At 62.8% G+C, this 24,544-nt stretch carries 21 protein-coding genes and 1 tRNA gene; 9 read left to right on the top strand and 13 right to left on the bottom strand.

All coding sequences use genetic code 11. The annotated features are described in order from the left end of the window. Position 1: 1 nt before the first annotated feature. Positions 2–724 carry a GntR family transcriptional regulator gene (locus OEG81_RS04750; protein ID WP_412034106.1) on the bottom strand — a complete coding sequence of 241 codons (723 nt, stop codon included), beginning with the start codon at positions 722–724 and terminating at the stop codon, positions 2–4. A 265-nt stretch (positions 725–989) separates the two neighbouring features. On the opposite strand from OEG81_RS04750, the gene OEG81_RS04745 reads away from it, so the two are divergent. After that, entirely contained in the window at positions 990–2,201 is a 1,212-nt protein-coding gene (locus tag OEG81_RS04745) for a trans-sulfuration enzyme family protein (RefSeq protein ID WP_264131573.1), read from the top strand. Between the two features lie 45 nt (positions 2,202–2,246). On the opposite strand, the gene OEG81_RS04740 is transcribed toward OEG81_RS04745, so the two are convergent. Then, complete coding sequence (locus OEG81_RS04740) at positions 2,247–3,284, bottom strand: acyltransferase (RefSeq protein ID WP_264131572.1); 1,038 nt, start codon at positions 3,282–3,284, stop codon at positions 2,247–2,249. Between the two features lie 104 nt (positions 3,285–3,388). After that, positions 3,389–4,588, bottom strand: coding sequence for an MFS transporter (locus OEG81_RS04735; protein WP_264131571.1), 1,200 nt, complete (start codon positions 4,586–4,588; stop codon positions 3,389–3,391). A gap of 101 nt (positions 4,589–4,689) precedes the next feature. Here OEG81_RS04735 and OEG81_RS04730 point away from each other — a divergent pair, with 101 nt between their 5' ends. Both OEG81_RS04730 and OEG81_RS04725 read left to right on the top strand, forming a co-directional pair. Further along, positions 4,690–5,589 (top strand): LysR family transcriptional regulator, encoded by a 900-nt coding sequence (locus OEG81_RS04730; RefSeq protein WP_264131570.1) that lies wholly within the window; start codon positions 4,690–4,692, stop codon positions 5,587–5,589. A 136-nt stretch (positions 5,590–5,725) separates the two neighbouring features. Next, positions 5,726–6,343 carry a nucleotidyltransferase family protein gene (locus tag OEG81_RS04725; protein ID WP_264131569.1) on the top strand — a complete coding sequence of 206 codons (618 nt, stop codon included), beginning with the start codon at positions 5,726–5,728 and terminating at the stop codon, positions 6,341–6,343. Between the two features lie 91 nt (positions 6,344–6,434). Here OEG81_RS04725 and bdcA read toward each other — a convergent pair whose 3' ends face one another. Continuing rightward, positions 6,435–7,148 carry an SDR family oxidoreductase gene (gene bdcA / locus OEG81_RS04720; protein WP_264131568.1) on the bottom strand — a complete coding sequence of 238 codons (714 nt, stop codon included), beginning with the start codon at positions 7,146–7,148 and terminating at the stop codon, positions 6,435–6,437. 76 nt (positions 7,149–7,224) lie between these two features. Here bdcA and OEG81_RS04715 point away from each other — a divergent pair, with 76 nt between their 5' ends. The 3 genes from OEG81_RS04715 (at position 7,225) to OEG81_RS04705 (ending at position 8,585) form a co-directional block, all read left to right on the top strand. Further along, positions 7,225–7,815, top strand: coding sequence for a TetR/AcrR family transcriptional regulator (locus OEG81_RS04715; RefSeq protein ID WP_264131567.1), 591 nt, complete (start codon positions 7,225–7,227; stop codon positions 7,813–7,815). A gap of 178 nt (positions 7,816–7,993) precedes the next feature. Beyond that, positions 7,994–8,290, top strand: coding sequence for a type II toxin-antitoxin system RelE/ParE family toxin (locus OEG81_RS04710; RefSeq protein WP_264131566.1), 297 nt, complete (start codon positions 7,994–7,996; stop codon positions 8,288–8,290). 1 nt (position 8,291) lies between these two features. Then, positions 8,292–8,585: an addiction module antidote protein gene (locus OEG81_RS04705; RefSeq protein WP_264131565.1), complete on the top strand. Its 294-nt coding sequence runs from the start codon at positions 8,292–8,294 to the stop codon at positions 8,583–8,585. A gap of 126 nt (positions 8,586–8,711) precedes the next feature. Here OEG81_RS04705 and OEG81_RS04700 read toward each other — a convergent pair whose 3' ends face one another. The 3 genes from OEG81_RS04700 to OEG81_RS04690 form a co-directional block, all read right to left on the bottom strand. Further along, complete coding sequence (locus OEG81_RS04700; RefSeq protein ID WP_264131564.1) at positions 8,712–9,011, bottom strand: putative quinol monooxygenase; 300 nt, start codon at positions 9,009–9,011, stop codon at positions 8,712–8,714. A gap of 159 nt (positions 9,012–9,170) precedes the next feature. Beyond that, positions 9,171–10,841, bottom strand: coding sequence for an ABC-F family ATP-binding cassette domain-containing protein (locus tag OEG81_RS04695; protein WP_264131563.1), 1,671 nt, complete (start codon positions 10,839–10,841; stop codon positions 9,171–9,173). A gap of 25 nt (positions 10,842–10,866) precedes the next feature. Then, a tRNA-Arg gene (locus OEG81_RS04690) sits at positions 10,867–10,943 on the bottom strand. A 206-nt stretch (positions 10,944–11,149) separates the two neighbouring features. On the opposite strand from OEG81_RS04690, the gene OEG81_RS04685 reads away from it, so the two are divergent. Further along, a complete protein-coding gene (locus OEG81_RS04685) occupies positions 11,150–12,445 on the top strand; it encodes a phospholipase A (RefSeq protein ID WP_264131562.1) in 1,296 nt (431 codons plus the stop codon). A gap of 49 nt (positions 12,446–12,494) precedes the next feature. Here the strand turns inward: OEG81_RS04685 and OEG81_RS04680 are convergent, their stop codons facing one another. Next, complete coding sequence (locus OEG81_RS04680) at positions 12,495–13,451, bottom strand: LysR family transcriptional regulator (RefSeq protein ID WP_264131561.1); 957 nt, start codon at positions 13,449–13,451, stop codon at positions 12,495–12,497. Between the two features lie 106 nt (positions 13,452–13,557). On the opposite strand from OEG81_RS04680, the gene OEG81_RS04675 reads away from it, so the two are divergent. Further along, positions 13,558–17,121, top strand: coding sequence for an indolepyruvate ferredoxin oxidoreductase family protein (locus tag OEG81_RS04675; protein ID WP_264131560.1), 3,564 nt, complete (start codon positions 13,558–13,560; stop codon positions 17,119–17,121). Positions 17,122–17,187: 66 nt separating this feature from the next. Here OEG81_RS04675 and OEG81_RS04670 read toward each other — a convergent pair whose 3' ends face one another. Genes OEG81_RS04670 through OEG81_RS04655 form a run of 4 tightly spaced genes read right to left on the bottom strand, consistent with a single transcriptional unit; the run spans position 17,188 to position 21,854 of the window. Continuing rightward, complete coding sequence (locus OEG81_RS04670) at positions 17,188–17,949, bottom strand: ABC transporter ATP-binding protein (protein ID WP_264131559.1); 762 nt, start codon at positions 17,947–17,949, stop codon at positions 17,188–17,190. Continuing rightward, positions 17,946–18,722 (bottom strand): ABC transporter ATP-binding protein, encoded by a 777-nt coding sequence (locus OEG81_RS04665; protein ID WP_264131558.1) that lies wholly within the window; start codon positions 18,720–18,722, stop codon positions 17,946–17,948. Before OEG81_RS04665 ends, OEG81_RS04670 begins: the two co-directional genes overlap by 4 nt. Next, positions 18,719–20,602, bottom strand: a complete 1,884-nt coding sequence (locus OEG81_RS04660) for an ABC transporter permease (protein ID WP_264131557.1) — start codon at positions 20,600–20,602, stop codon at positions 18,719–18,721. The genes OEG81_RS04665 and OEG81_RS04660 overlap by 4 nt, the downstream gene beginning before the upstream one ends. Before the next feature lie 40 nt (positions 20,603–20,642). Then, positions 20,643–21,854, bottom strand: a complete 1,212-nt coding sequence (locus OEG81_RS04655; protein WP_264131556.1) for an ABC transporter substrate-binding protein — start codon at positions 21,852–21,854, stop codon at positions 20,643–20,645. Between the two features lie 119 nt (positions 21,855–21,973). On the opposite strand from OEG81_RS04655, the gene OEG81_RS04650 reads away from it, so the two are divergent. Continuing rightward, complete coding sequence (locus tag OEG81_RS04650; protein ID WP_264131555.1) at positions 21,974–23,863, top strand: LTA synthase family protein; 1,890 nt, start codon at positions 21,974–21,976, stop codon at positions 23,861–23,863. Here the strand turns inward: OEG81_RS04650 and OEG81_RS04645 are convergent. Further along, positions 23,860–24,441, bottom strand: coding sequence for a DJ-1/PfpI family protein (locus OEG81_RS04645; protein ID WP_264131554.1), 582 nt, complete (start codon positions 24,439–24,441; stop codon positions 23,860–23,862). The genes OEG81_RS04650 and OEG81_RS04645 overlap by 4 nt on opposite strands. Between the last annotated feature and the right edge of the window lie 103 nt (positions 24,442–24,544).

The following is a 24,544-nucleotide window of genomic DNA, read 5'->3' as shown; positions in this document are numbered from 1 at the left end:
TTCAAACTCCTGAATCCTGTAGAGTGGACGGACTTTCCTGAACCGCGGCGCCGGCCCGCTCCTGCGCGGTCAAGGTGTGAAGCGCATCGAGCTGCCGCATGAGGTGCTTGCGCGTCAGGGCTTCGGCCCCTTCCGGATCGCGCGCCTTCAAGGCCGCGAAGATGGCCATGTGCTCGGCGCAGGATTCGTCGATGCGGCCGGGCAGCACCAGGCTTTTGTGGCGCGACAGGCTGAGCAGCTTGCGCAGGTTGTCGACCAGATCGGAAAGCCAGTGATTGGCCGCCAAGGCCTGTATGGCCTCGTGGATGAGGGCGTTGCTGGCATAGTATTCATCAATATCGCCCTTTGCAGCCTGCTCTTGCAGGCGTTGATGCAAAGGTTCCAGGCGTTGCAGGTCCTGGTCGGTGACCTTGCGTGCGGCCTCGTGCGCGCAACGCCCTTCGAGCATGGCCATCAACGGAAAAATCTCGTCCAGATCGTCGACGGAAAGCTCGTTCACATAGCAGCCCCGGCGCGGCTCCAGCCGCAGCAGGCCTTCGGCGACCAGCACCTTCAGGGCCTCGCGCAAGGGAGTCCGGGAGATGCCCAGCGTCTTGGTCAGGGCGACTTCGTCTATCCATTCGCCGGCTTCCAGTTCGCGCGCCTGGATCATGCCGCGCAACCTGTCGGCCACTTCCTGGTACAGCACCTGCTGGACGATGCGAGTGTTCACGGAATTCCCCATGCGACCGCCGCGTTTCCGCAGCTCATAATTCATAATTATGGAGAATTCGAAGATTAATTCAAGTGCGGGGCGCCTATAGTTTTCCCTAGGCTCCCGTTTCACCCGCCGGCTTGCAGGAGCCGGGGCTTCGTCCCCCTGCGTGGGGCGAGGGCAGGCGTATCATGGTGGCTTTGAGCTACCCTGGCCGCGGCCATGGACCGTCACGCCGCCTGGATGGCGTCCAACCCGCCCGCCCATCACCGGCCGATTCCTCAGGAGCACAGCAATGAAAGACACAGCGCAAGCCGCATCGGCCGGCGAAATGGAAAACTGGCGCGACGAGACCACCGTCCTGCATGGCGATTCGGGCTTGACGGCGGATTCGTCAGTCGTGCCACCCATCCATTACAGCGCCACTTTCCGGGCCGACGATGCCGCGCAGTTCGCCGACATGGCCAACACGCCGCGCCATCCCGGCTTCTATACCCGCTACGGCAACCCGGTGCACAAGCGGGTCGAGGCCATACTGGCCGAACTGGAGGGCACGGAAACCGCTCTGCTGATGGCATCGGGCATGGGCGCCATCAGCACCACGATACTGGCGCTGGTTGCGCGCGGCGACCATGTCATCGCGCAGCGCCGCCATTACATGAGCACGTCGAAGCTGTTCGAAGAGGTCCTGCCGCGATTCGGCGTCGAATCCACCATCGTCGACCAGACCGACCTGGCGGCGCTCGGCGCAGCCATCCGGCCCGAGACCCGCCTGATCATGCTGGAAACGCCGGTCAACCCCACCCTGTCGTTGACCGACCTGGAAGCGGTTGCCGCGCTGGCCGGACCCAAGGGCATCATCACCATCGCCGACAACACCTTCGCCTCGCCCCTGAACCAGAAGCCCCATGCCCTGGGCATAGACATCGTCGTTCACAGCGCCACCAAGTATTTCGGCGGACACCACGACATCACGGCCGGCGCCGTATGCTGCAGCCGGGAATATGCCGAGAAGATCTGGGGCATGCACACCACCCTGGGCTCGGTGCTGTCGCCCATGGACGCCTGGCTGCTGCTGCGCGGCCTGCGCACCCTACCGCTGCGCATGGAGCGCATCAATTCCAATGCGCTGGCCCTGGCCCAATGGCTGGAAGCGCAGCCGCAGATCGAGCGCGTGTACTACCCCGGGCTGGCCAGCCACCCCCAGCACGAGCTGGCGGCCCGTCAGATGAAAGGCTACGGCGCCGTCATCGCCTTTTCAATAAAAGGCGGATTCGATGCCACCAGCCGCTTCGTTGCTTCGCTGAGGCTCGCCACCCATGCGGTCAGCCTGGGCGGCGTGGAGACGCTGGCGGTGCACACCGCCGCCATGTGGGCCGGAACCATGACGGAGGCGCAAATGGAATCGGCCGGCATCGAAGCCAATTTCGTGCGCATGTCGGTGGGCGTGGAACACATCGAAGACCTGAAAGCCGATATAGGCCGCGCGCTGTCCCGCGATAACTAGCGTCGCGCGGCTCAGCGCTGCGCCCGCTCAAGACGCCCCCTGTATCTAAGTGACCAGTTCGAAGGGCTTGAGGCGGCGCAGCAGCATGATCGCACCCAGCGAAATGCCGAACACGGCCACGGCCAGAGCGGGAATCGACCACCAGGACGAGCCGGCCGCGCCCATGTCCTGAAGCGCCGAATCGAGCTCGTTCAACACAAATATGTGCAAGCAATAAACGCCCAGCGTGCAGGCGGACAGCTTCTTCAGCGGACCGGCGTATTCCCCGGCCTTCGTTCCCAGGCCATACAGGACATTGAAAGCGCATATGGCCGATGCCATGACGAACGGCGACAAGTAGTCATAGAACAAGGTGGTGGGCACACCCGACTGCTTGGTAAGGAGGTAGGTCGCCAGCATGGTCAACACGCTGAACACGATGAACAACAGCGCATTGGCATACCAGTAGCGGCGTTTTTCCGTGCGGCGCAAGTAGGCCTCATGCACGTAGGCGCCCAGGAAGAGATAGCCGGCCAGCCCAAAGAACGTGTCCAGGCCATACACCTGGAGCAAGCCGGTGTCGACGCCCATGGCCGTTCCCAGCGTGGGCCACGTCGAAGCCACCGCCCAAAGGGCCAGGTAGGCGATTTTTTCGGATGGCCGCGCGGCATTCCAGATGGCCCGCAAAAAAGGCACGAATAGGTAAATGCCCACAATGGCATAGAGATACCAAAGATGAAAGACCACGGGACCATGGGCCAGGGCGCGCAGCCAGTCGTACCAGGGGCCGTATTGCTCGCCACGCCAGGTGTTCCATGCCATGTAGAACAGCGACCAGAACAGCAAGGGGGGCAGGATGCGCGCAAAGCGCTTGGACAGGAATGCCGGCAGGGACTCCTGCTTGCCCAACAGCAGCACCCCGGTAATCATCAGAAACAAAGGCACGCAGCTGCGCGCAAGCGAATCGTAGAAATTGCTGGCCCACCACTGGTCGTCGAAAGTGGCGAAACGGATCGCGGCCACATGCAGGATGACGACCATGAAACAGGCGCCCACCCTGGCGGTATCCATTGCCGTGCTGAACCGAGCCTTTGCCGCAGACATGCTTCCCACCTCCTGACTGTTGTTACACATTCAGTAGTAACACGAAGCCTGCTGCGGCATGCGAGCAGGTATTTCAAGCGGTTGCCGCAAGTAAGGCGGCGGCTTCAGTTGGACTCGGCAAGCGCGCAAGGCTCCAGCTTGCGAACGGACTCGCCGTCCAGCCGGCCCGCCAGCGCCGTCAACGCCAGCGCGCCCAGCACCACGACGGCGCCTATCCAGGGCGTCGCCATCAAGCCCCGGTGCGCAACGATGATGCCGCCCGCCCATGCGCCCAAAGCGATACCCACATTGAAGGCCGCGATATTCAGGCCCGACGCGACATCGACCGCCTGGGGCGCATGACGCTGGGCTTGCTGCACCACATAAACCTGCAGGCCCGGCACATTGCCGAAAGCAACCGCGCCCCAGGCCAGTACGGTGATCAGCGCCAGCCACGCGTGGCCGGCGGTAAAGGCGAAGGCAAACAGCACCAGGGCCAACAGGCCGAATACAATTTTCAGGGCGGGAATCGCGCCTTTGCGATCAGCCAGTCTGCCGCCCCAGATATTTCCGATGGCCACCGACACGCCGTACACCAGCATCACCAGGCTGACGCTGGCGGCCGAAAAGCCCGGAACCTCTTGCAGAATGGGCGCCAGATAGGTGAAGGCGACAAAACTTCCGCCATAGCCCAGCGTCGTGATGGCGTAGACCAGCAGAAGCCTGGGCTTCTTCAACACCGCCAGCTGGGCCGTCAACGGGGCCGCCGGGCTATTGGGTATCGTGCCCGGCACGAGCAACAGGCTGCCGGCGAAAGCAATGACCCCCAGCCCCGCAACCGCCAGAAAGGTCGCCTGCCAGCCCAGCGTCTGGCCAATGAAGGTGCCCAGCGGCACGCCCGTCACCAGCGCTACGGTCAGCCCGGTAAACATCAGGGCGATTGCGCTGGCGGCCTTGTCCTTGCTGACCAACCCGGTCGCAATGGTGGAGCCAACGGAAAAAAACACCCCATGCGCCAGGCCGGTAAGAACACGGGCGCCCATCAGCGCCACGTAGCCCGGCGCCATCCAGGCCACCAGGTTTCCCACGGTGAACAAGGCCATCAAGCCCAGCAGCAACTGCTTGCGCGGCACCTTGCCGGTCAGGGCCGTCAGCACCGGCGCCCCGACTGCCACGCCCAGCGCATAGACGCTGACCAGCAAACCCGCCGAAGGCACCGATACGCCCAGGCTGACGGCAATGGTGGGAATCAGGCCGACGATGACGAACTCTGTCGTCCCGATGGCAAAGGCGCTAAGGGTCAAGGCCCATAAAGCGAGAGGCATGTTTTTCTCCGGCATAAGAATTGGATGCCTGGCAGTGTGAGGCCTGCCCACTCAAAGAAAAACCAGCGCCGCTACAATATACTTTTGACCAGGAGTCATCAATGCTGGATGTCGACTCGCTGATTACTTTCGTCGCGGTAAACGATACCGGGTCGTTCACCGCCGCTGCGGAACGCCTGGGCCTGACGCCCTCGGGCATAAGCCGAACCATTTCGCGCCTGGAAAAGAAACTGGGCATGGCCTTGATAACGCGCACCACGCGCCGCCTGGATCTGACCGAGGAGGGCCAGTGGCTGCTGGCCCGCGCGCGCAAAGTGCTGGCTGACCTGGAAGATACCGAACAGCAATTGGCGGCCCGACTTTCCCAGCCGTCGGGACTGGTGCGCGTCAACGCCGCCACGCCCGTGCTGGACCATCTGCTGGCTCCCCTGCTGGCCGAGCTGCTGGATGCCTATCCGCTGTTGCGATTGGAATTGGTCAGCGGCGAAACCATCGTCGACCTCATAGAGGAACGCGCCGACCTCGCCATCCGCATAGGCGCTTTGGCCGACTCCACCCTCAATGCCAGGCGCCTGGGAACCAGCACCCTGCGCTTGCTGGCTTCGCCCGATTACCTAGAGCGCCACGGCAAGCCCGCCGATGTCGCCGACCTGTCCAGGCACCGTCTGCTGGGCTTTACCGAACCCGCATCACTGAATATCTGGCCCTTGCCCCACGACGGTTGCGATGGATTGCCCATACAGCCGGCCATCGCGGCGTCCAGCGGCGAAACCTTGCGGCACCTGGCGCTGACCCATGCGGGTATCGTCTGCCTGGCCGATTTTCTGACTCGCGGCGATGTGGCGAATGGACGATTGGTACCGGTGCTGGAAGCGCAAACGCTGCCCTGGAAGCAGCCGGTATGGGCGGTGTTCTATAAACACGGAGCGTTGGCCCCGCGCGTGGCAGCGCTGGTGGATCTATTGGCCTTGCGATTGAGTGAGGGGGTATTGGAAAAGTAGGCGGTCCTCCAATATATTTGATTCTCACTTCAGAGACCGCTCAAGGCGGAGCTTAGAGCAGGCCAATTGCAATGCTGATCCTGGATGCCGACAATCGGCCTCCGTCCGCACACGATGGCGGATATGCTCTTACTGTATGGGTAAACCAAAGAGGCCAATCCCTGGCGAAATGATGGCAAACGTTGAAGCAGGCTACGAGCAACAATTATGCGACCTTGTCCGATCCTCGGGGCGATTGATGGCCGCGCTGCAAGCGGCCCGCTCGCTGGGTTTATCCTCGTGGTGCATAGGCGCAGGTTCCATAAGGTCTTTGGTATGGGATGGCTTGCATGGCTTTCAACAGCCTTCAGATGTGGATGATGTGGACGTCGCGTATTTTGATGCACAAGCACCCCGGGGCCTGGATGCCGAACTTCAAGAGCGGCTGCATAGGATCCTTCCCAACGTCCCCTGGGAAGTGACCAACCAGGCCCGGGTGCACGAGTGGTTCGCGGACACACTGGGCGCGACGGTTGCACCCCTCTCTTCTTTGGACGACGGGCTGGCCACCTGGCCGGAGTATGCCACCTGCGTCGGCATTTACCTGGATGCTTGTGGGGCGTTGAAGATCATCGCGCCATACGGATTGAACGACCTGTTTGAATTAAGGGTTCGGCATAATTCTCGCCGTGCGAGTGTTTCAACATTCATGCATCGCGTGCAATCCAAGAGATTCAAAGAACGATGGCCTCGGCTTTCGGTTTGTAATCCATGAACGCACGCGCATACCCATTTCTGGACAAACTCGATTTGGAGACGGGGCCCGAACAGGAAATGCCCTACCCGGATCCCGCTCGATTCATCCCTTAGGCTCCAAATGCCCCGTCTATCGTGTGCATCGCCCCGGTCACGAAGCCGGCCTCGGGCCCTGCCAGCCATGCCACCATTGCCGCGACCTCTTCTGGCTTGCCGTGGCGCTTGATGGCCATGAACCCATGCAACAGGTCTTTCATCGGCCCGTCGGCCGGATTGGCGTCCGTGTCGATGGGGCCTGGCTGAATGACGTTCACGGTGATGCCGCGCGGACCGAAGTCGCGCGCCAGGCCTCGAGCCAATCCCTGCAGAGCGGATTTGCTGAGCGCATACGCCGCCATGCCAGGCACGGGCATCCGGTCGCCATTCACCGAGCCGATGATGATGATCCGGCCGCCTTGGGGCATACGGCGCGCCGCCTCGACGGATGCGTGATATGGCGCATGCACATTGATCTTGAACAGGCGATCCACGGCATCCGGATCCTGTTCGAGCGCGTCGCCGAAGATTGCGATGCCTGCATTCACGACCAGCACGTCCAATGGGCCGCTGTCGCGCACCTGCGCGATGACGGCATCCCGATCAGCACTGTCCGTTTGCACTGCCTTGCTGGCGGTCTCCGCAGCCAGCGCTTCAGCTGCGGCCCGGGACCCGGAGTAGGTGAACGTTACCTTGGCTCCATCAGCAACAAAGCGTCGCACAATCGCCGCTCCAATACCACGGCTTCCACCCAGCACCAATACAGATTTCTTGTCGAACACAGCCATCAAACACCTCTAGATTAAATATGTAGGATTCACTACAATAAACGAATCAACGATGATGTCAAGAATTTTTATAGTTATGACTACAAAATTAGTTAGGCCTAGGGGACGTCCCCGCAAATTCGATGTTGACGAGGCCATCGCCACCGCTCAGAACCTGTTCCATTCCCGGGGCTATGAAGCTGTCAGCGTGTCGGATGTGACCGATGCGCTGGGCATCAACACACCTAGTTTCTATTCGGCCTTCCGAAGCAAAGCCGGCCTTTATGAGCGCGTCATTCACCGGTATGCGGACCATGGAGCCGTTCCGCTTGCCGATCTTCTGCGCCCTGACCGTCCGGTAGCGGAGTGCCTCACCGCCATGCTCGAGGAAGCGGCACGTCGTTATGCCGCTGATCCCGCCGCGACCGGATGCATAGTGCTGGAGGGATGCCGCAGCAGCGACGAAGAAGCCCGTGCTCTCGCACGCGCCGCGCATAGCGCTGCCGTCGCAATGGTCCGCAGCTACATCGCTGCTCGACACCCCTCGGCTGCCGCACAACTTACGGAGTACATCAGCACTCTGATGATCGGCCTTTCCGCACAGGCGCGCGCCGGAAAGGGGCTGGACACCCTTCTTGAAACCGTACGCGTAGCCGGCCTTGCCGTCGCGTCAACCCTTCGCGCGTGACATCGGCCGCCATCCTGATTCAAAGTGAGGGAACCACCATATCCATCTGTAGATCGGGATAGCCTGTCCAGGAAAGCCTCCATCCCGCCAGAGCTTGTAGGGCGAACTTTCAGCAAGAGCGCCTCTCTTCCGACTCTGTCGCTATTGCACAATCGTAGTTTATAGACTACATTTATGTATGATCGAGCTAAAGCAGACAAAAACCTACGAGAAGTGGGAAGCCAGGCTACGTGACAAACGAGCAAAAACCATCATCGCAGCGCGTTTGATGCGATTGGCGGAAGGTTTGCCAGGCGATATTGAATCGGTAGGCGAAGGAGTTAACGAATTGCGGATTCACTACGGCCCGGGCTATCGCGTCTACTTCCAGCGACGGGGAAACCTTCTGGTCGTATTGCTGTGCGGCGGAGATAAAAGCACTCAGGCCCGCGACATTGCCGCCGCAAAGAAACTGGCCAAAGAATGGAGTGAATAAGATGACTGAAAAACTGACAACCTACGACCCTGCCACCGCCCTGGTCGATGATGAAGAAATCGCATTCTTCATGGCTGATGCCTTTGAAACAGGCGATGCAGCCTATATTGCCAAGGCTCTTGGCGTGGTTGCTCGCGCCAAAGGGATGACAGAAATAGCAAAAAAAACCGGACTTTCCCGTGAGCAGCTTTATCGGTCGTTCAGTGAGCGTGGCAATCCTACTTTGAAGACTACTCTAGCCGTGATGCGAGCGCTTGGCGTCGATATGACGGCCAAGCCGCATGTCGCGAGCTGATCATATGGCTGCTCGCATAAAACAGTGAGCCAACATCACTTGATTGCGGCCGTGATAAGCCATAACGACCGCTGACTCGAGCGTACGATAGGGGCCAACTTCATGATTGCCGTAGTCCTCCCACGATCACGTCTTGCGTGGCTCCCCAACCTCGTAAATACGCAAATTGCGGTCCCCTATCCCCAGCCCAGGCCAGGCCGCCCGCCATGCCGCAATATGTTCGGTCGCAAAATGCCGATCGAGCGCCTGCTGATCGCGCCACATCTCTTTTATGTGTATAAGGCCGGGATCAAGCACGTCTTCGGCATAGCAATATTCTTCGCAGCCGTCCTCGGCCCGGCTGGACGCCACCATGGTTTCCATGGCCGGCCGGGCCTCGGAAAGATTCTCGGGCGGAAGACGTACGGTTCCAACGATCAATAACATGTTTGTTTACCCCTAAGTCGTTCATAGCGAAGTGGACAGCATATATCGATAAGCCGTAATGGGAAATCCCGCAAGGGTCCGAACGGCCCCCGCATAAACAGGCTTACGGGCGCATGACACACAATCCCGTCCCCGCTCGCGACCCGCCTTAAGTACCGATCAGGCGGCCTTGCGTGACACGGCTTCCCGCTGGCGCTTGGCTTCCTCAAGAAGATAGACCTGGTAGTCATCCAGATCGCCGTTGAAGTCCGTCATGCCTCCGCGCGATACCAGCCAGAACTCGTCGCATACCGAACGCAGCAAGGCCCGGTCGTGGCTGACCAGCATGACCGAGCCTTCGAATTCGTTCAAGGCCACGCTCAGCGCCTCGCGCGTGGCCAGGTCCAGATGATTGGTGGGCTCATCGAGCAGCAGCAGGTTGGGCCGCTGCCACACGATCATGCACAGCACCAGGCGGGCTTTTTCGCCGCCGCTCATGCTGCCCACGCTTTGCTTGACCATGTCGCCGCTGAAATTGAAGGTGCCCAGGAAGTTGCGCAGGCCCTGCTCGCGGCAGTCCATGGCGCTGGGTCGCACAGCCGCGGGCGTATCGCGCGCCAGCCGTATCATGTGCTCCAGCGGATTCTCGGCGGGCCGCAGGACGTCCAGCTCCTGCTGCGAAAAGTAGCCGATGTTCAGTCCTTTGCCGGTGATGATTTCGCCCGCGGTGGCTTGCAGCGCCCCCGCAATGGTTTTCACCAACGTGGACTTTCCCTGGCCGTTGGCGCCCAGGATGCCGATGCGCTGCCCCGCCAGCACCGAGCGATTGACTTTTTGCACGATGACCGTGGGCGGCGTGCCGGCGGGCGCATCCTCGGCGGGCGGATAGCCGAAGCTGGCATCGGACATCGACAGCATGGGGTTGGGCAGGCTGGCCGGCTCTTTGAATCCGAACTGGAACTCGGCGTCAGCCAGCATGGGCGCGACCTTCTCCATGCGCTCCAGCGCCTTGACGCGGCTTTGCGCCTGCTTGGCCTTGCTGGCTTTCGCCTTGAAGCGGTCGATGAATTTTTGCAGATGGGCGATTTTTTCCTGCTGCTTGGCGTGCGCCGCCTGCTGCAGCAGCATCTGCTCGGCGCGCATGTCCTCGAACTTGCTGTAATTGCCGCCATAGCGCAACAGCTTGCCCTGATCAATATGCAAGGTCACGTTGGTCACGGCATCCAGGAACTCGCGGTCGTGGCTGATGACCACCATGGTGCCCGCATAATTCTTCAGCCAGGCCTCAAGCCAGACCAGGGCGTCCAGGTCCAGGTGATTGGTCGGCTCGTCAAGCAAGAGCAAGTCGGAGGGGCACATCAGGGCGCGCGCCAACTGAAGCCGCATGCGCCATCCGCCCGAGAAGCTGTTTACCGGCCGGTCCAGCTCCGCCACGCTAAAGCCCAGGCCCAGGATGAGCGCCTGGGCGCGAGCCGGCGCATCGTGCGCGCCGGCGTCGTGCAGGGCCATGTAGGCATGAGCCATGCGCATGCCGTCGTCGCTATTTTCCGCATCGGCCACTTCAGTTTGCGCGGCCAGCAGCACCGTGTCGCCTTCGATAACAAAGTCCGTAGCGCTTTGTTCGGTTTCGGGCATGTCCTGGGCGACTTGCGACATGCGCCATTGAGCGGGTATGGAAAACTCGCCGCTGTCTTCGTTGAGCGTACCGTTGAGCACGGCGAACAGGGACGACTTGCCCGCGCCATTGCGTCCAACCAGGCCGACTTTCTCACCGGGATTGAGCGTGACGGATGTTTTGTCCAGCAATACTTTACTGCCGCGACGCAGGGTCACGTTCTTGAGGATGATCATTCAGGACTTGTGTCTTTAAAGGAGTTGGCGCGGCAGGAGGGGCTCGAACCCCCGACCCCGGGCTTAGAAGGCCCGTGCTCTATCCAGCTGAGCTACTGCCGCTTTGTCGCAGGCGGGACGGCGCATTTTAACGCGTCGTCCATCAAAGCCAAAAAGACCGTGAAATCGTCCACTTACCGCCTCTTGAACTGCGCACAACGTCAGTGAATCAGCAATTTGACAACGGATTTACAATAGGTTGCTTGAACCATTTCAGCCGATGCTACATTCTCCTTCGTACCTATAACAAGTCGAATGGAATGCAATCCATGACTCATACGTCTCTTCTGAAGTCCCGCATCCTCACCCTGTTGGCCGCCTTGCTCATGACAGGCGCCGCTTCCGCCGGAATCAGCTACAAGCTTGAACAGACCCACGCCGTCGCCGGCGAGACCGTGAACATCAGGGCCGTGCTGTTCAATGACACCGACACCGTCATGAGCTGGACGGCCCCCAAGAACCTCGTGCTCCAATGGCGTGATCAAAACGGCCGCAGCATACGCAGCCTGGCCTATCTGGAAGGCAACCAGAGCCCCATCAATATTCCGGTCAACAATTTCGTCAAGCTGTCCTGGAGCGCGGTCGTGCCGACGGGCGTCCAGGGCTTGCAGGCGGTGAACATCGAAGGCGAACCCACCTTGCTGGCGCTGGACGCCAGCCCGCTGGAACGCAGCATGATTGCGGGAACGCCGGCCGCGGTGCCTGTCATCGACGCGGGCGCGGCAAACGGCAGCGGGCACTCCGATCCGCCGCTGCCCGCCAACGTGGTCGCCGCGACGGGCGCATCGCTGACCGAAGGGCCTCCCGTCAATTCGACCAAGCATCTGACCACGCCCACTTCCGCCTTCGAGAATTTCCGCAGCGCCATCTCGCCCTACGAGCCCATTTATTTCGACGTGGGCAACAAGGGCGGTCGCAATGCGCGCTACCAGGTCAGCTTCAAGTACCGCATCTTCACGCCCAAGGACCCGAACAATCCGGGCTTCGCGGACAACATCTATCTGGGCTACACGCAGACGGCGCTGTGGGATTTGCACTCGGATTCGCATCCCTTCGTGGACACCTCGTTCAAGCCCAGCCTATTCTGGCGCAAGGACGCGCTATGGCAGTCGCCGCAAAAAGACTGGTTCCTGGGCCTGGCGTCCGGCGTGGAGCATGAATCGAACGGCAAGAGCGGCGACGACTCGCGCTCGCTCAACTTCGCCTACATACAGCCCGAACTGAACTATCGCTTCGACGGCGGCAGCACACTGACCTTTGCGCCCCGATTCAAAAGCTATTTCAGCGTGAAGAACAATCCCGACTACGCGGATTACGCCGGCCATGTGGATTGGAAGCTGCGCTGGGCGCAAGACAACGGCCTGGTGCTGTCGGGCCTGTACCGGCAGGGACACGAAGGCCGCAATGCGACGCAGCTCGAAGCCGCCTGGCCCCTGCGCCGCACCTTCCTGAACATGAACGGCTACCTTCATGTCCAGTACTTCAAAGGCTACGGAGAAACACTTCTGGGATACAACCATAAAAGCGACGGGCAGGTTCGCGTGGGGATATCGCTGGTTCCGTAAGAAAACGCTCGCCAGCAGGACTCGAAAAGAGCCCTGCCCTGGAACCCGCCTAGCGCGGGCGGGCGCCTGCCCGCGAAGAGGGCGCGGCCGGCATGCCTTGCCCTTCGCTTTCGCAGGCGTGAATCAGGAACTGGCGAAAGACATCGACCAGGCCGGCGGGCTCTTTGCCGCGCGGCCACAAAAGCCCCACGTCCATGGGAGCCACCGGATCGGATATCGGTATCGCCACGATTTTCTTGCCCTCCAGCGACCAGGGCCGATAGACCAGATCCGACAATATCGATACGCCGAAACCGTAGGCCACCAGGCCGCGCAAGGCCTCGAGCGAGCTGGTGCGCATGGCCACCTGCAAAGCCGGTGTATCGGGCCAGTGGCGCAACGCCGCCGCGTCGGCGTCGTCGACCGTGAGCATGATGTAGGGATGAGCGGCGATGTCCTCCAGCGTGGCGATGGTCTGGCGTGCCAGCGGATGGGACGCCCCCGTCCAGACCCGGCGCCGGGAACGCACCAGCAGCCGGTGGCCATAGTCGTCCTGCCGGCCGATATTGGACAGCAGTCCTATGCCCAGGTCTATGCTTTCTTCTGCCAGGGCGGACTCCAGCGCGGCCCTGTCCATGTCGACCAGGTCGATCTCGACCTGGGGATAGCTGCGCTTGAAGCGGCTAAGGAGATCCGGCAGGAAATAGCCCAGCACGGTATAGGTGGCCGCCAGGCGTATGGTGCCCTTTGCAGACTGCGGCAGCAGGCTGGCATGCCGCATGGCGTCGTTGACCGAATCCATGACGTGGCGCGCATGATGAAAAAATACCTGGCCCTCGGGCGTCAGCACCACTCCGTGCGGTAGCCGCTCGAACAATTGGACTTTCAATTGCCGCTCCAGGCTTTGCACGGCGCTGGTGATGGCCGACTGGGACACATGCTCGGCCACCGCCGCGCTGGAAAACTGCCCCGAGGTCGCCGCGGCGATGAAGTAGCGGAACTGCCGCAGAGTCACCTCGCTTTTCATCTGATTTTCAAATACCTGATAGCTGAAAATTTGATTTTACGATATCGACCCAAGCTCATACACTAAGCCGATAAGCAGAACGACACTTGCACAGGAGACTGCCCCGATGAATGCTCCCCTCGATCAGGCGGCGCTATCGACGCTTGCCCAAGTATCCCTCGACGACAAATACACGCTGGAAAAGGGCCGCGCCTACATGAGCGGCACCCAGGCCCTGGTGCGCCTGCCCATGCTGCAGAAAGCCCGGGACCAGCGCACCGGCCTGAACACCGCCGGCTTCATCTCGGGATACCGCGGCTCTCCGCTGGGCGCGCTGGACCAAGCGCTCTGGAAAGCCAAGTCGCATCTGAGCGATCACGACATCGTGTTCCAGCCGGGGCTGAACGAAGACCTGGCCGCCACGGCCGTCTGGGGCACGCAGCAAGTCACTCTTTACCCCGACGCCACGCGCGACGGCGTCTTTGGCATGTGGTACGGCAAGGGGCCGGGCGTGGACCGCTCCATGGACGTCTTCAAGCATGCGAACTCGGCCGGCACGTCCCGGCACGGCGGGGTCCTGGTCCTGGCCGGCGACGACCACGGAGCCAAATCGTCCACCGTGGCCCATCAGTCCGAACACGATCTTCTGGCGGCCGGCATTCCGGTGCTCTACCCGTCCAATGTGCAGGAATACCTGGACTATGGCCTGCACGGCTGGGCCATGAGCCGCTACTCGGGCTTGTGGGTGGCCATGAAGTGCGTCACCGAGGTGGTGGAATCTACCGCTTCGGTGGACATCGATCCCGACCGCGCACGCATCGTCATTCCCGAAGACTTCGTGCTGCCGCCCGATGGACTGGGCATACGCTGGCCCGATCCGCCGCTGGCCCAGGAAGCGCGGCTGATCGACTACAAGTGGTACGCGGCCCTGGCCTATACGCGCGCCAACAAGCTGAACCGCATCGTCATCGATACGCCCCGCCCGCGTTTCGGCATCATGACCGCCGGCAAGGCCTACCTGGACACCCGCCAGGCGCTGGCCGACCTGGGGCTGGACGAGTCCGCCTGTGCGCAGCTGGGCATACGCCTGATGAAAGTGGGCTGTGTCTGGCCCCTTAATGCGCAGGATGCCCGCGAATTCGCCACCGGACTGGAAGAAATACTGGTGGTCGAGGAAAAACGCCAGATCCTGGAATACGCGCTGAAGGAAGAACTCTACAACTGGCGCGACGACGTGCGTCCCAAGGTGTACGGCAAGTTCGACGAGAAGGACAACGCCGGCGGCGAATGGTCGGTGCCGCGCGGACAATGGCTGCTGCCCGCGCGCGGCGAACTGTCGCCCGCCCTGATCGCGCGCGCCATCGCCCGCCGGCTGGAAAAGACCGAGCTGCCGGCCGAGCTGCGCGCGCGCATCACGGCCCGCGTCGCCATCATCGACGCCAAGGAACGCGAACTCCAGTCACCGGCCGCGTCCATCGACCGCAAGCCCTGGTTCTGTTCGGGCTGCCCCCACAATACCTCGACCAATGTGCCCGAAGGCTCGCGCGCGCTGGCCGGCATCGGCTGCCACTACATGGCCATCTGGATGGACCGCAAGACCGAAACCTTCAGCCATATGGGCGGCGAAGGAGCGGCCTGGATAGGACAGAAGTCCTTCACCAGCGAAACGCATGTATTCGCCAACCTGGGCGACGGCACCTACTTCCATTCCGGCATCCTGGCCATTCGCGCCGCCATCGCCTCCAACGCCAACATCACCTACAAGATCCTGTACAACGACGCCGTTGCCATGACGGGCGGCCAGCCCGTGGACGGCGTGCTCAAGGTGACGGACGTGATCGCGCAGGTACAGGCCGAAGGGGCCAGGAAGGTGGTGGTCGTCACCGACGAGCCCGAAAAATACAAAGGCATCGCATTGGCCGGCAATGCGCCCGTGTACCATCGCGACGAACTGGACCGCGTGCAGCGCGAACTGCGTGAAACCGAAGGCACCACCGTGCTGGTCTACGACCAGACCTGCGCCACCGAGAAACGGCGCCGACGCAAGCGCGGCGCCTACCCCGATCCCGCGCGCCGGGTGTTCATCAACGACGCCGTTTGCGAAGGCTGCGGCGATTGCTCCGTCAAGTCCAACTGCCTGTCGGTCGAGCCGCTGGAAACGCCCCTGGGCACCAAGCGCAAGATAAACCAGTCCTCCTGCAACAAGGATTTTTCCTGCGTCAATGGCTTCTGCCCCAGCTTCATCACCGCCGAAGGCGCGCAGCTGAAGAAACCGCTGCCGCAAGAGTCCAAGGCGGCCAGCGCACCGGACACCGGCCTGCCCGCCCCCCGCATACCGGCCATCGACGGGCCCTACGGCATCCTGGTCACCGGCATAGGCGGCACCGGCGTGGTCACCATAGGCGGCCTGCTGGGCATGGCGGCTCATCTCGAAAGCAAGGGTGTCACCGTGCTGGACATGGCCGGCCTGGCGCAGAAAGGCGGCGCGGTGCTCAGCCATGTGCAGATCGCCCGGCATCCCGACGACTTGCACGCGACCCGCATTGCAACCGGCGAAGCCCAGGTCATCATAGGCTGCGACGCCATCGTCACCACCTCGGCCGAGGTTCTGTCGAAGGTGCGCAAGGACACGACCCGCGCCGCCATCAACAGCGCGCCCATTCCGACCGCCGATTTCATCAGGAACCCGTCATGGCGCTTCCCCGACGCCGCGGCCCACGCCACCTTGGCCGAGGCCATGGGCGAAGGCTGCGAGGTCCTGGATGCCAATGCCCTGGCGGTGCATCTGCTGGGCGACGCCATCTATGCCAACCCCCTGCTGCTGGGCTATGCATGGCAGAAGGGCTGGATACCGCTCTCGGGCGAAAGCCTGCGGCGCGCCATCGAACTGAACGGCGTCATGGTGGAAAAAAACCTGTCGGCCTTCGAGTGGGGCCGCGCCGCCGCGCACCATGGCGTGGCGGCCATTGCGCCGGACATGGGCAAGGCCGACACGCCCGCGCAAATCATCGCCATGCCCGAGACCCTGGACGCCGTCGTCGAACGCGGCATCCAGTGGTTGACCGGATACCAGAATGCGGCCTACGCGCGCCGCTATGCGGCGGCGGTGGAGCGGGTACGTGCCAAAGAGTCCGGCCTGGCGTCGGGCAAAGGCCTGCGCCTGACGCGCGCGGTGGCTGTGAACCTGGCCAAGCTCATGGCCTACAAAGACGAGTATGAAGTCGCCCGGCTTTATACGGATCCCGCATTCACGGAAAAGCTGCGCGCGCAGTTCGCGGGCGAACCCGGGAGGGACTATCGGTTGCACTTCCATCTGGCGCCGCCGCTGCTGGCCAAGCGCAACGACAAGGGCGAGCTGGTCAAGAAAAAATACGGCCCCTGGGTGATGACGGTATTCAAGGCGCTGGCCCGCATGAAAGGTTTGCGGGGCACCGCTCTGGACGTGTTCGGACGGACCGCCGAACGCCGCCAGGAACGCCAGCTGATCGACGACTATCTTGCCCTGATCAACGAGTTCGACGCCTGCCTCACGGAGGGCAGGCTGGCCGTGGCCATCGAGCTGGCCAATCTTCCGCAGGACATCCGGGGCTTCGGCCATGTGAAGGAAAAAAACCTGCAGGCGGCCCAGGCGCGGCGGTCGCAGCTGCTGGACAGCTACCGGAACGCGGAGCCGCTGGGGCGGGTGGCCTAGCCGCTCCGTTGCGGGCCGCGCGGGCCTGTCGCCGCAGCGCGGCCGCAGGCCCGCGGACCATGCAGATCAAAGCGCCAGATAGGCGCTGCGCACCTCGTCGTTGGCGGCCAGTTCGGCCATGGCGCCGGCGTAGCGGATCGCGCCCTTCTCCAGCACGTAGGCGCGGTCCGACACCAGCTGCGCGAAATGGATGTTCTGCTCGGACAGCAGCACGCTGGCCCCCCTGGCCTTCAAGGCCAGGATCATGTCGGCCATCTGCTCCACGATCAGCGGCGCCACGCCTTCGGACGGTTCATCCAGCAAGAGGCAAAACGGATTTCCCATCAGGGTTCGCGCCACCGTCAGCATCTGCTGCTCGCCGCCGCTCAGCGAGCCGGCCAGGCGATGGCGCATGCCCGCCAGATGCGGGAACAGATCGAACACCGCATCCAGCGACCAGTTCAGCCCCGGGCTGCCGTCGGGCCAGGTCCGGTCGGGCTGGCGGCCCGTCGCCAGGTTCTCCATGACGGTCAGGTCCGTGAAAATGCGCCGATCCTCTGGAACATAGCCCAGTCCCAGACGCGCAACCTCGTAGGCCTGCCTTTTTTGCAGGCCGTGCCCCATGAACTCGACCTCTCCCTGGCGCTGCGGCAGCAGCCCCATGATGGCCTTGAGGGTGGTCGATTTGCCGGCTCCGTTGCGCCCCATCAAGGCCACGACCTCGCCCCGGCCCACCTTCAGGCCGACGTCGTGCAGTATATGGGCGGCTCCGTACCATGCGTTCAGGCCCGCGACCGACAGCAGCGGCTCATGCTCGGCCCGATGCGATGTCGCGCTTGGAAGGTTCATGGCACGGCGCCTCCGGTTTCCGCCTGGAAGGTCCGGCCTGTTCCGAAATACACCTCCTGGACCCTGGGATGGCGGCGCACCTCGTCGACGCTGCCTTCCGCAATCAGCTGGCCCCGGGCCAGCACGATCACGCGGTCGGCATAGGCGAACACCACGTCCATGCTGTGCTCGGTGAACAGGACCGCCATATTCCGCTGCGCGACCAGTCTCTTGACCAGGCTGACGAGCGCATTGCGCTCGGCGGGCGCCATGCCGGCGGTTGGCTCGTCCATCAGCAGCAGGCGCGGGTCGCCCGCCAGGCTCATGGCCAGTTCCACCCGTTTTACGTCGCCATAGGCCAGTTCGCTGCATGCGCGGCCGGCCTGCTCCGCCATGCCGACCTGATCCAGCAAGCGCATGGCCTCGTCCCGGTACAGCGACGAGGCGGAACGCCAGAACGAATAGACCCTGCGGTGGTGGGACAGCAAAGCCGCCTGCACATTCTCCAGCACGGTCAGGGACGCGAAGGTGGCGGCGATCTGGAATGTGCGCCCCACGCCCAGGCGTGCAATCTTGCGCGTAGGCAGGCCCAGCAGTTCGACGCCGTCGAACTGCACCGACCCTGCGGAAGCCCGCAATTGCCCACCCACCATATTGAAGGTGGTCGACTTGCCCGCGCCGTTGGGTCCGATCAGCGCCAGCAGCTCGCCGGCCCGCAATTGAAAGCTGATCGCGTCCACCGCCTTGTTGCCGCCGAAATTCTTGGTCAGGCCATTGACCCGAAGCAGGCTCATGCCGTCCTCCGCCGCTGCATCAACATGCCGGCATAGCCGGCGATTCCCTGTGGAAAGGCAAGGACGATGAGCAGGATCACCGCGCCGAACAGGGCGCGCCAGTATTCGGTGATGCCAACGAAATAGTCCTGCAGCAAGGTAAAGCCGGCCGCGCCCACGACGGGCCCGGACAAGCTCTGGATGCCGCCCAGCAGCACCATGACCAGCCCATCGACCGACTTGCCCACCGTGATGACCTCGGGCGAGGTGCTGCCTTTGGAAAACACATACAGCGCGCCCGCCAGGCCTGCCAGAAGGCCGGCCACGATGAAGGCGGCCCATTGGATGCCCTTCACGTTCAGGCCGATGGCGTCGGCGCGCAAGGCCGAATCGCGCACCGCGCGCAAGGCATGCCCGAATGGCGCGAAGGCCATGCGGCGCACGATGACGATCACGGCGGCGACCACCGCCAGCGTAAAGTAGTAATACGCATCGCCCGACAGCCAGGCCTCGGGCCAGATTCCGACAATGCCGTTGGACCCGCCCGTGACCGCGTCCCACTGATAGGCTATGGACCACACGATCTGGGCGAAAGCCAGGGTCAGCATGGCCAGGTACACGCCCGTCAGGCGTATGCAGAACCAGCCGAAAACGACGGCGGCCAGGCCGGCGGCCAGGGGCGCCGAAAACAGCGATGCCGCCATGCCCAGGCCGGCCGACTTGAACAGCAGCGCCGCGGCATAGGCGCCGACCCCGAAATAGGCCGCATGGCCGAAGGACGGCATGCCGCCCAGCCCCATCATGAAATGCAGGCTGACGGCGAACAGCACGGAAATCAGCATGTCCTGGGCCAGTACCGGGGCGTAGGGCAGGACACCGGCCAGGCTGGGCAAGAGGGCAAAGGCCGCCAGCAGCAACAACGCGGACCACGTGAAGGCCGGGCCGGGCGCGCGCAGCGGAGCATCCGGCTGGCCGGCGTGGCGGACGGATGCCAAGGGCTTGCCCAGCAGGCCCCAGGGCCTGAACACCAGCACGAACGCCATGAATATGAACTCGACCACCAGGGTCAGCTTGGGAAAAGCCACGCTGACGCCGGCGATGTCGACCACGCCCAGCGCGATGCACAGGGCCTTGAGCTCGGCGATGATCAGCGCCGCCAGATAAGCCCCCGGTATCGAGCCCATGCCGCCCACCACGACCACCACGAATACGTCGCCAATAATGCTCAGGTCCAGTCCCAGGCTGGCGGGCTGGCGGGGAATCTGCACCGCCCCGCCCAGGCCCGCGAGGAAGGCGCCCAATGCGAACACGCCGGTAAAGAGCCAGGCCTGGTTCACGCCCAGGGCGCCGAGCATTTCACGGTCCTGGGTGGCCGCGCGTATCAGCGTGCCCCATCGGGTGCGCGTCAGCAGCAGCCATAAGGCCAGCAGCACCACCGGCCCCGTGATGATAAGCACCAGGTCGTACACCGGCAGGTAGCGATCGAAAACCTGCAGGGAGCCGTTCAACCCCGGGGCCAGCGGACCCAGCAGGTCGTCCGGCCCCCACAGCCAGAGGGCCATGTCGTTGAACACCAGCACCAGGGCGAAGGTGGCCAGAAGCTGGAACATTTCAGGCGCCCGGTATATGCGGCGCAACAAGATCACTTCGACCAGGGCGCCCAGCAGCCCCACGATGAGGGCTGCGCCCAGCAGGCTGGCCCAGAAGCCCAGCGGCCCCTGCCCCCAGTGCTGAACCAGCGAGTAGGCAATGTATATGCCCAGCATGTACAGGGAGCCGTGGGCGAAATTGACGATGCGGCTGACGCCGAAAATCAGCGACAGCCCGGCCGCCACCAGGAAAAGGGATGACGCCTCTGCCAAGCCGTTCAGGAACTGAACGATGAAACCGGTAAGGTGCATGCGGAAAAGGCGGCGCCTTCAGGCGCCGCTGCCCTGGAAGTTAGTCGGCCGGCGCGGTCCGCCACTGCCTGACCTGATCGTCGGTCGGCTGTACGCTGGCTCCATCGACGTAAGTGAAATCGGTCATGATGCCCTTGCCGTCCTTGACGGCCACCGTGCCCACATAGGCGCCCATCGTGGACTGATGATCGATTCCGCGGTATTTGATGCGCCCGAAAGGCGTATCGACTTCCAGGCCCTTGAAGGCCTGGATCAATGCTTCCGTTTCGGTGGAGCCCGCCTTCCCGATCCCGGCCGCCAGCGACAGGATGGCGTTGTAGCCGACAATGGTGCCCAGGCGCGGATAGTCGTCGTAGCGTTCCTGGTAGGCCTTGAGAAAGGCATTGTGCTCCGGCGTGTCGATGGCGTACCAGGGGTAGCCGGTCACCACCCAGCCCACGGGCGCCTCGGCGCCCAGCGGATCCAAGTATTCGGGTTCGCCGGTCAGCATGCTGACCACCGGAAGGTCCTTGAGGAAATTGCGCTGCGTTCCGGCGCGCACGAACTTGGCCAGGTCGGTGGCGAAAAGCACATTGAACATGGCTTCGGGCCGCGCGTCGGCCAGCGCCTGCACGACATTGCCCGCATCGATCTTGCCCAGGGGCGTGGCCTGCTCCGCAACGAACTCGACGTCCGGCTGGGCCTGCTTCAGCAGCGTCTTGAACGTGGCGACCGCGGATTGCCCGTATTCGTAATTGGGATAGACGATGGCCCAGCGCTTCTTGTTCATCTTGACGGCGGCCGGTATCAGCATGGCCACCTGCATATAGGTGGAATTGCGCAGGCGATAGGTATAGCGATTGCCGTCCGCCCAGACGATCTTGTCCGTCAGCGGCTCGCTGGCCAGGAAGAACTGCTTCTTGTGCTTGGCGTAATCGGTGACCGCCAGGCCGATATGCGACAGGAAGGTGCCGGTCAGCACATCGACCTTGTCGCGCGTAAGCAGCTCTTCGGCGGCCCGCACGGCATCGCCCGGATTGGAATTGTCGTCGCGCACGATCAGTTCCAGCGGCTTGCCGTTGACCCCGCCCGCCGCGTTGATCTGCTCGACCGCCAGCTCCATGCCCTTCTTGTACGGTTCCAGGAATGCGGGCTGGGTCTTGTAGCTGTTCAGCTCGCCTATCTTGATGGCATCCTGGGCCGCAACCGCGGCGCTCGCGGTGGCCAGCGCCGCCGCGCCCGCCAATTTCAAATAAAACCTGAAGGAGTACATGTGGGATCCTGTGCTGAACCGCCCGAAGGTAAAAGTGCAATAAATTGTACGCAATATAGGCCGGCATGACCGGCAGATGCCATTACACTACGCCGACTGAACCATTCTACTTCCTCCCCATGCGCGAACTCAGCCTGATTTTCATCGTATCCAGCCTTTGCCTGCTGACGCTCAGCCGCTGCCTGCTGGCGGCCTGGCAGTGGGGTCGCGTCAGGCAGGCGGGCGGCCTGCTTCCCATACTGAAGGGCGGACTGCGCATCGACGCCAACCAGATCGCCGTCATCGCGGGCATCCCGCTGTTGCTCGCGCCCTGGCTGGGCCATTTGCCGCTGGCCGTATCCATTACCGGATGGTGGTTCCAGTTCGCCTGGTTCCTGCTGGTCTTGCTGGAGGTTTCCACGCCCCAGTTCATCCATGAATACGATACGCGGCCCAACCGGCTGTACGTGGAGTATCTGAAGCATCCCCAGGAAGTCTTCGGCATGCTGTGGAAAGGGTACAAGGCGGTGATCTTCGGCGCCGTCGCCGCCCTGGCCGTCTTTGCCTGGATCGGCTGGCTGCTGTTCGCCAACGTGCCGGCCGACCTTCCCATGGCATGGTGGCAGCGCCCCCTCTTTACCCTGGCAGCGGCGGCCCTGGTCTTCCTGGCCATACGCGGCACACTGGGGCATCGCCCGATCAATCCGTCCACCGTCGCCTACTGCGGCGACAGCATGCTGAACACCCTGCCGCTGAATTCCCTGTATAGCGTAGCCTACGCCATCTACAGCATGAAGAACGAGCGCTCCGCCGCCGACGTGTACGGCGACATGCCCGCGGACGAGATGAACGCCATCGTTCGGGATTGCGCGGGATTGGCCGCCGGCCCCGCCGAGATGCCCACGCTGCACACTCAGGAGCCCACCTTCCCGCGAAGCCGTCCGCTGAATGTGGTGATGATCGTGCAGGAAAGCCTGGGCGCCCAATACGTGGGCAATCTGGGCGGCGCCCGACTCACGCCCTGCCTGGACAGGCTTGCCGAAACGTCCTGGAACTTCACCCGCGCCTATGCCACAGGCACCCGTTCCGTGCGCGGCCTGGAAGCCGTGGTCGCGGGCTTTCCGCCCACGGTGTCCGACGCGGCGCTGCGCCTGTCGGGCGCGCAGAGCAGTTTCTTCACCATGGCCCAAGTCCTGAAGCAGCACGGCTACCGCTCGCGTTTCGTCTACGGCGGCGAAGCGCATTTCGACAATATGAAGAGCTTCTTCCTGGGCAACGGCTTCGACGACCTGTACGACCTGCCCACCTTCAAGAATCCCGCATTCGTCGGCACCTGGGGCGCCAGCGACGAAGACATGTTCAATACCGTGCATGGCCTGCTCAGCGAAGCGTCCGGCCAGCCCACCTTCACCCTGGCCTTTTCCGTCAGCAACCATTCGCCTTGGGAATACCCCGCCGGCCGGATAGAGACCGATGGCAACCCGGCCACCGTGGAAAACACCGTACGTTACGCCGATTGGGCTATGGGACAGTTCTTCGATCGGGCAAAGCAATCCGATTACTGGGAGAACACGGTATTCCTGGTCGTGGCCGACCACGATTCGCGGGTGGGCGGCGCCAGCCTCGTGCCCCTGCGCCATTTCCATATCCCCGCCCTGATCACCGGGGCCGATGTGGCCGCCCGGCGCGATGACCGCCTGGTCAGCCAGGTGGACCTGCCCACCACCCTGCTGTCCATCATGGGCCTGCGGGCCGAGCATCCCATGATAGGACGCGACCTGACCGTGGCGGGCGGGGACAGGGCCATGATGCAGTATGGCGAAAATTACGGCTATCTGAAGGGCGACACGCTGGTCGTGATGGAACCGCACAGGGATCCCACCCAGTATCGCTACGAGGCGCCCGAATCTTACACACCGGTGGCGCTGGACGCGGACCTGGCCCGCGAGGCCCTGGCCCACGTCCTGTGGCCCAGTTGGGCATACCAGAACCGGGCCTACACCCTGCCCCAGCTCAGGCCCAAGATCTAAGCGTGTTGTATGCGCGTTCCCAATACAGCCAGGAATTGAGCCATCCAGGCCGGGTGGGCCGGCCATGCCGGCGCGGTGACCAGATTGCCGTCGGTATGTGCCTGGTCGACGGCGATGTCGGCATAGGTGCCGCCCGCCAGCCGAACCTCGGCCGCGCAAGCCGGGTACGCCGAGCACGTGCGCCCCTTCAGGACACCGGCCGCGGCCAGTATCTGGGCGCCATGGCACACGGCGGCAATCGGCTTTTTGGCAGCGTCGAACTGCTTGACGATTTCGATTATCCTGGCATTCATGCGCAGGTATTCGGGCGCGCGGCCGCCCGGGATGACCAGGCCGTCGTAGTCGGCGACGTCGACCTTGTCGAAATCGTAATTCAATGCAAAGCGATGTCCGGGCTTCTCGCTGTATGTCTGGTCGCCCTCGAAATCGTGGATGGCGGTCGCAACGGTATCGCCCGATTTCTTGTCCGGGCACACGGCATGCACCGTATGCCCCACGGCCAGCAGGGTTTGAAATGGCACCATGGTTTCGTAGTCTTCGGCGTAGTCGCCGACCAGCATCAATAATTTTTTGCTCATGTGTCGCCTCGTGTAAAGACTGCATGTTGTAATGAACGCCGGCGACGGATAGACGCGGCGCGCCCCGCCCGTACAAGCCCTTGGGCATTTCCATCTTCCATCC

Origin of the sequence: Pollutimonas sp. M17 (assembly GCF_025836975.1) — a bacterium.
Lineage (GTDB): Bacteria > Pseudomonadota > Gammaproteobacteria > Burkholderiales > Burkholderiaceae_B.
The sequence above is the reverse complement of the archived record's forward strand: the minus strand, read 5'-3'. Positions and strand labels throughout refer to the sequence as shown.

Bases quoted from the DNA above. Each gene is read 5' to 3' on its own strand.
- OEG81_RS04750 (WP_412034106.1), bottom strand. From the start codon at position 724: ATGGGGAATTCCGTGAACACTCGCATCGTCCAGCAGGTGCTGTACCAG.
- OEG81_RS04745 (WP_264131573.1), top strand. From the start codon at position 990: ATGAAAGACACAGCGCAAGCCGCATCGGCCGGCGAAATGGAAAACTGG.
- OEG81_RS04740 (WP_264131572.1), bottom strand. From the start codon at position 3,284: ATGTCTGCGGCAAAGGCTCGGTTCAGCACGGCAATGGATACCGCCAGG.
- OEG81_RS04735 (WP_264131571.1), bottom strand. From the start codon at position 4,588: ATGCCTCTCGCTTTATGGGCCTTGACCCTTAGCGCCTTTGCCATCGGG.
- OEG81_RS04730 (WP_264131570.1), top strand. From the start codon at position 4,690: ATGCTGGATGTCGACTCGCTGATTACTTTCGTCGCGGTAAACGATACC.
- OEG81_RS04725 (WP_264131569.1), top strand. From the start codon at position 5,726: ATGGGTAAACCAAAGAGGCCAATCCCTGGCGAAATGATGGCAAACGTT.
- bdcA (WP_264131568.1), bottom strand. From the start codon at position 7,148: ATGGCTGTGTTCGACAAGAAATCTGTATTGGTGCTGGGTGGAAGCCGT.
- OEG81_RS04715 (WP_264131567.1), top strand. From the start codon at position 7,225: ATGACTACAAAATTAGTTAGGCCTAGGGGACGTCCCCGCAAATTCGAT.
- OEG81_RS04710 (WP_264131566.1), top strand. From the start codon at position 7,994: ATGATCGAGCTAAAGCAGACAAAAACCTACGAGAAGTGGGAAGCCAGG.
- OEG81_RS04705 (WP_264131565.1), top strand. From the start codon at position 8,292: ATGACTGAAAAACTGACAACCTACGACCCTGCCACCGCCCTGGTCGAT.
- OEG81_RS04700 (WP_264131564.1), bottom strand. From the start codon at position 9,011: ATGTTATTGATCGTTGGAACCGTACGTCTTCCGCCCGAGAATCTTTCC.
- OEG81_RS04695 (WP_264131563.1), bottom strand. From the start codon at position 10,841: ATGATCATCCTCAAGAACGTGACCCTGCGTCGCGGCAGTAAAGTATTG.
- OEG81_RS04685 (WP_264131562.1), top strand. From the start codon at position 11,150: ATGACTCATACGTCTCTTCTGAAGTCCCGCATCCTCACCCTGTTGGCC.
- OEG81_RS04680 (WP_264131561.1), bottom strand. From the start codon at position 13,451: ATGAAAAGCGAGGTGACTCTGCGGCAGTTCCGCTACTTCATCGCCGCG.
- OEG81_RS04675 (WP_264131560.1), top strand. From the start codon at position 13,558: ATGAATGCTCCCCTCGATCAGGCGGCGCTATCGACGCTTGCCCAAGTA.
- OEG81_RS04670 (WP_264131559.1), bottom strand. From the start codon at position 17,949: ATGAACCTTCCAAGCGCGACATCGCATCGGGCCGAGCATGAGCCGCTG.
- OEG81_RS04665 (WP_264131558.1), bottom strand. From the start codon at position 18,722: ATGAGCCTGCTTCGGGTCAATGGCCTGACCAAGAATTTCGGCGGCAAC.
- OEG81_RS04660 (WP_264131557.1), bottom strand. From the start codon at position 20,602: ATGCACCTTACCGGTTTCATCGTTCAGTTCCTGAACGGCTTGGCAGAG.
- OEG81_RS04655 (WP_264131556.1), bottom strand. From the start codon at position 21,854: ATGTACTCCTTCAGGTTTTATTTGAAATTGGCGGGCGCGGCGGCGCTG.
- OEG81_RS04650 (WP_264131555.1), top strand. From the start codon at position 21,974: ATGCGCGAACTCAGCCTGATTTTCATCGTATCCAGCCTTTGCCTGCTG.
- OEG81_RS04645 (WP_264131554.1), bottom strand. From the start codon at position 24,441: ATGAGCAAAAAATTATTGATGCTGGTCGGCGACTACGCCGAAGACTAC.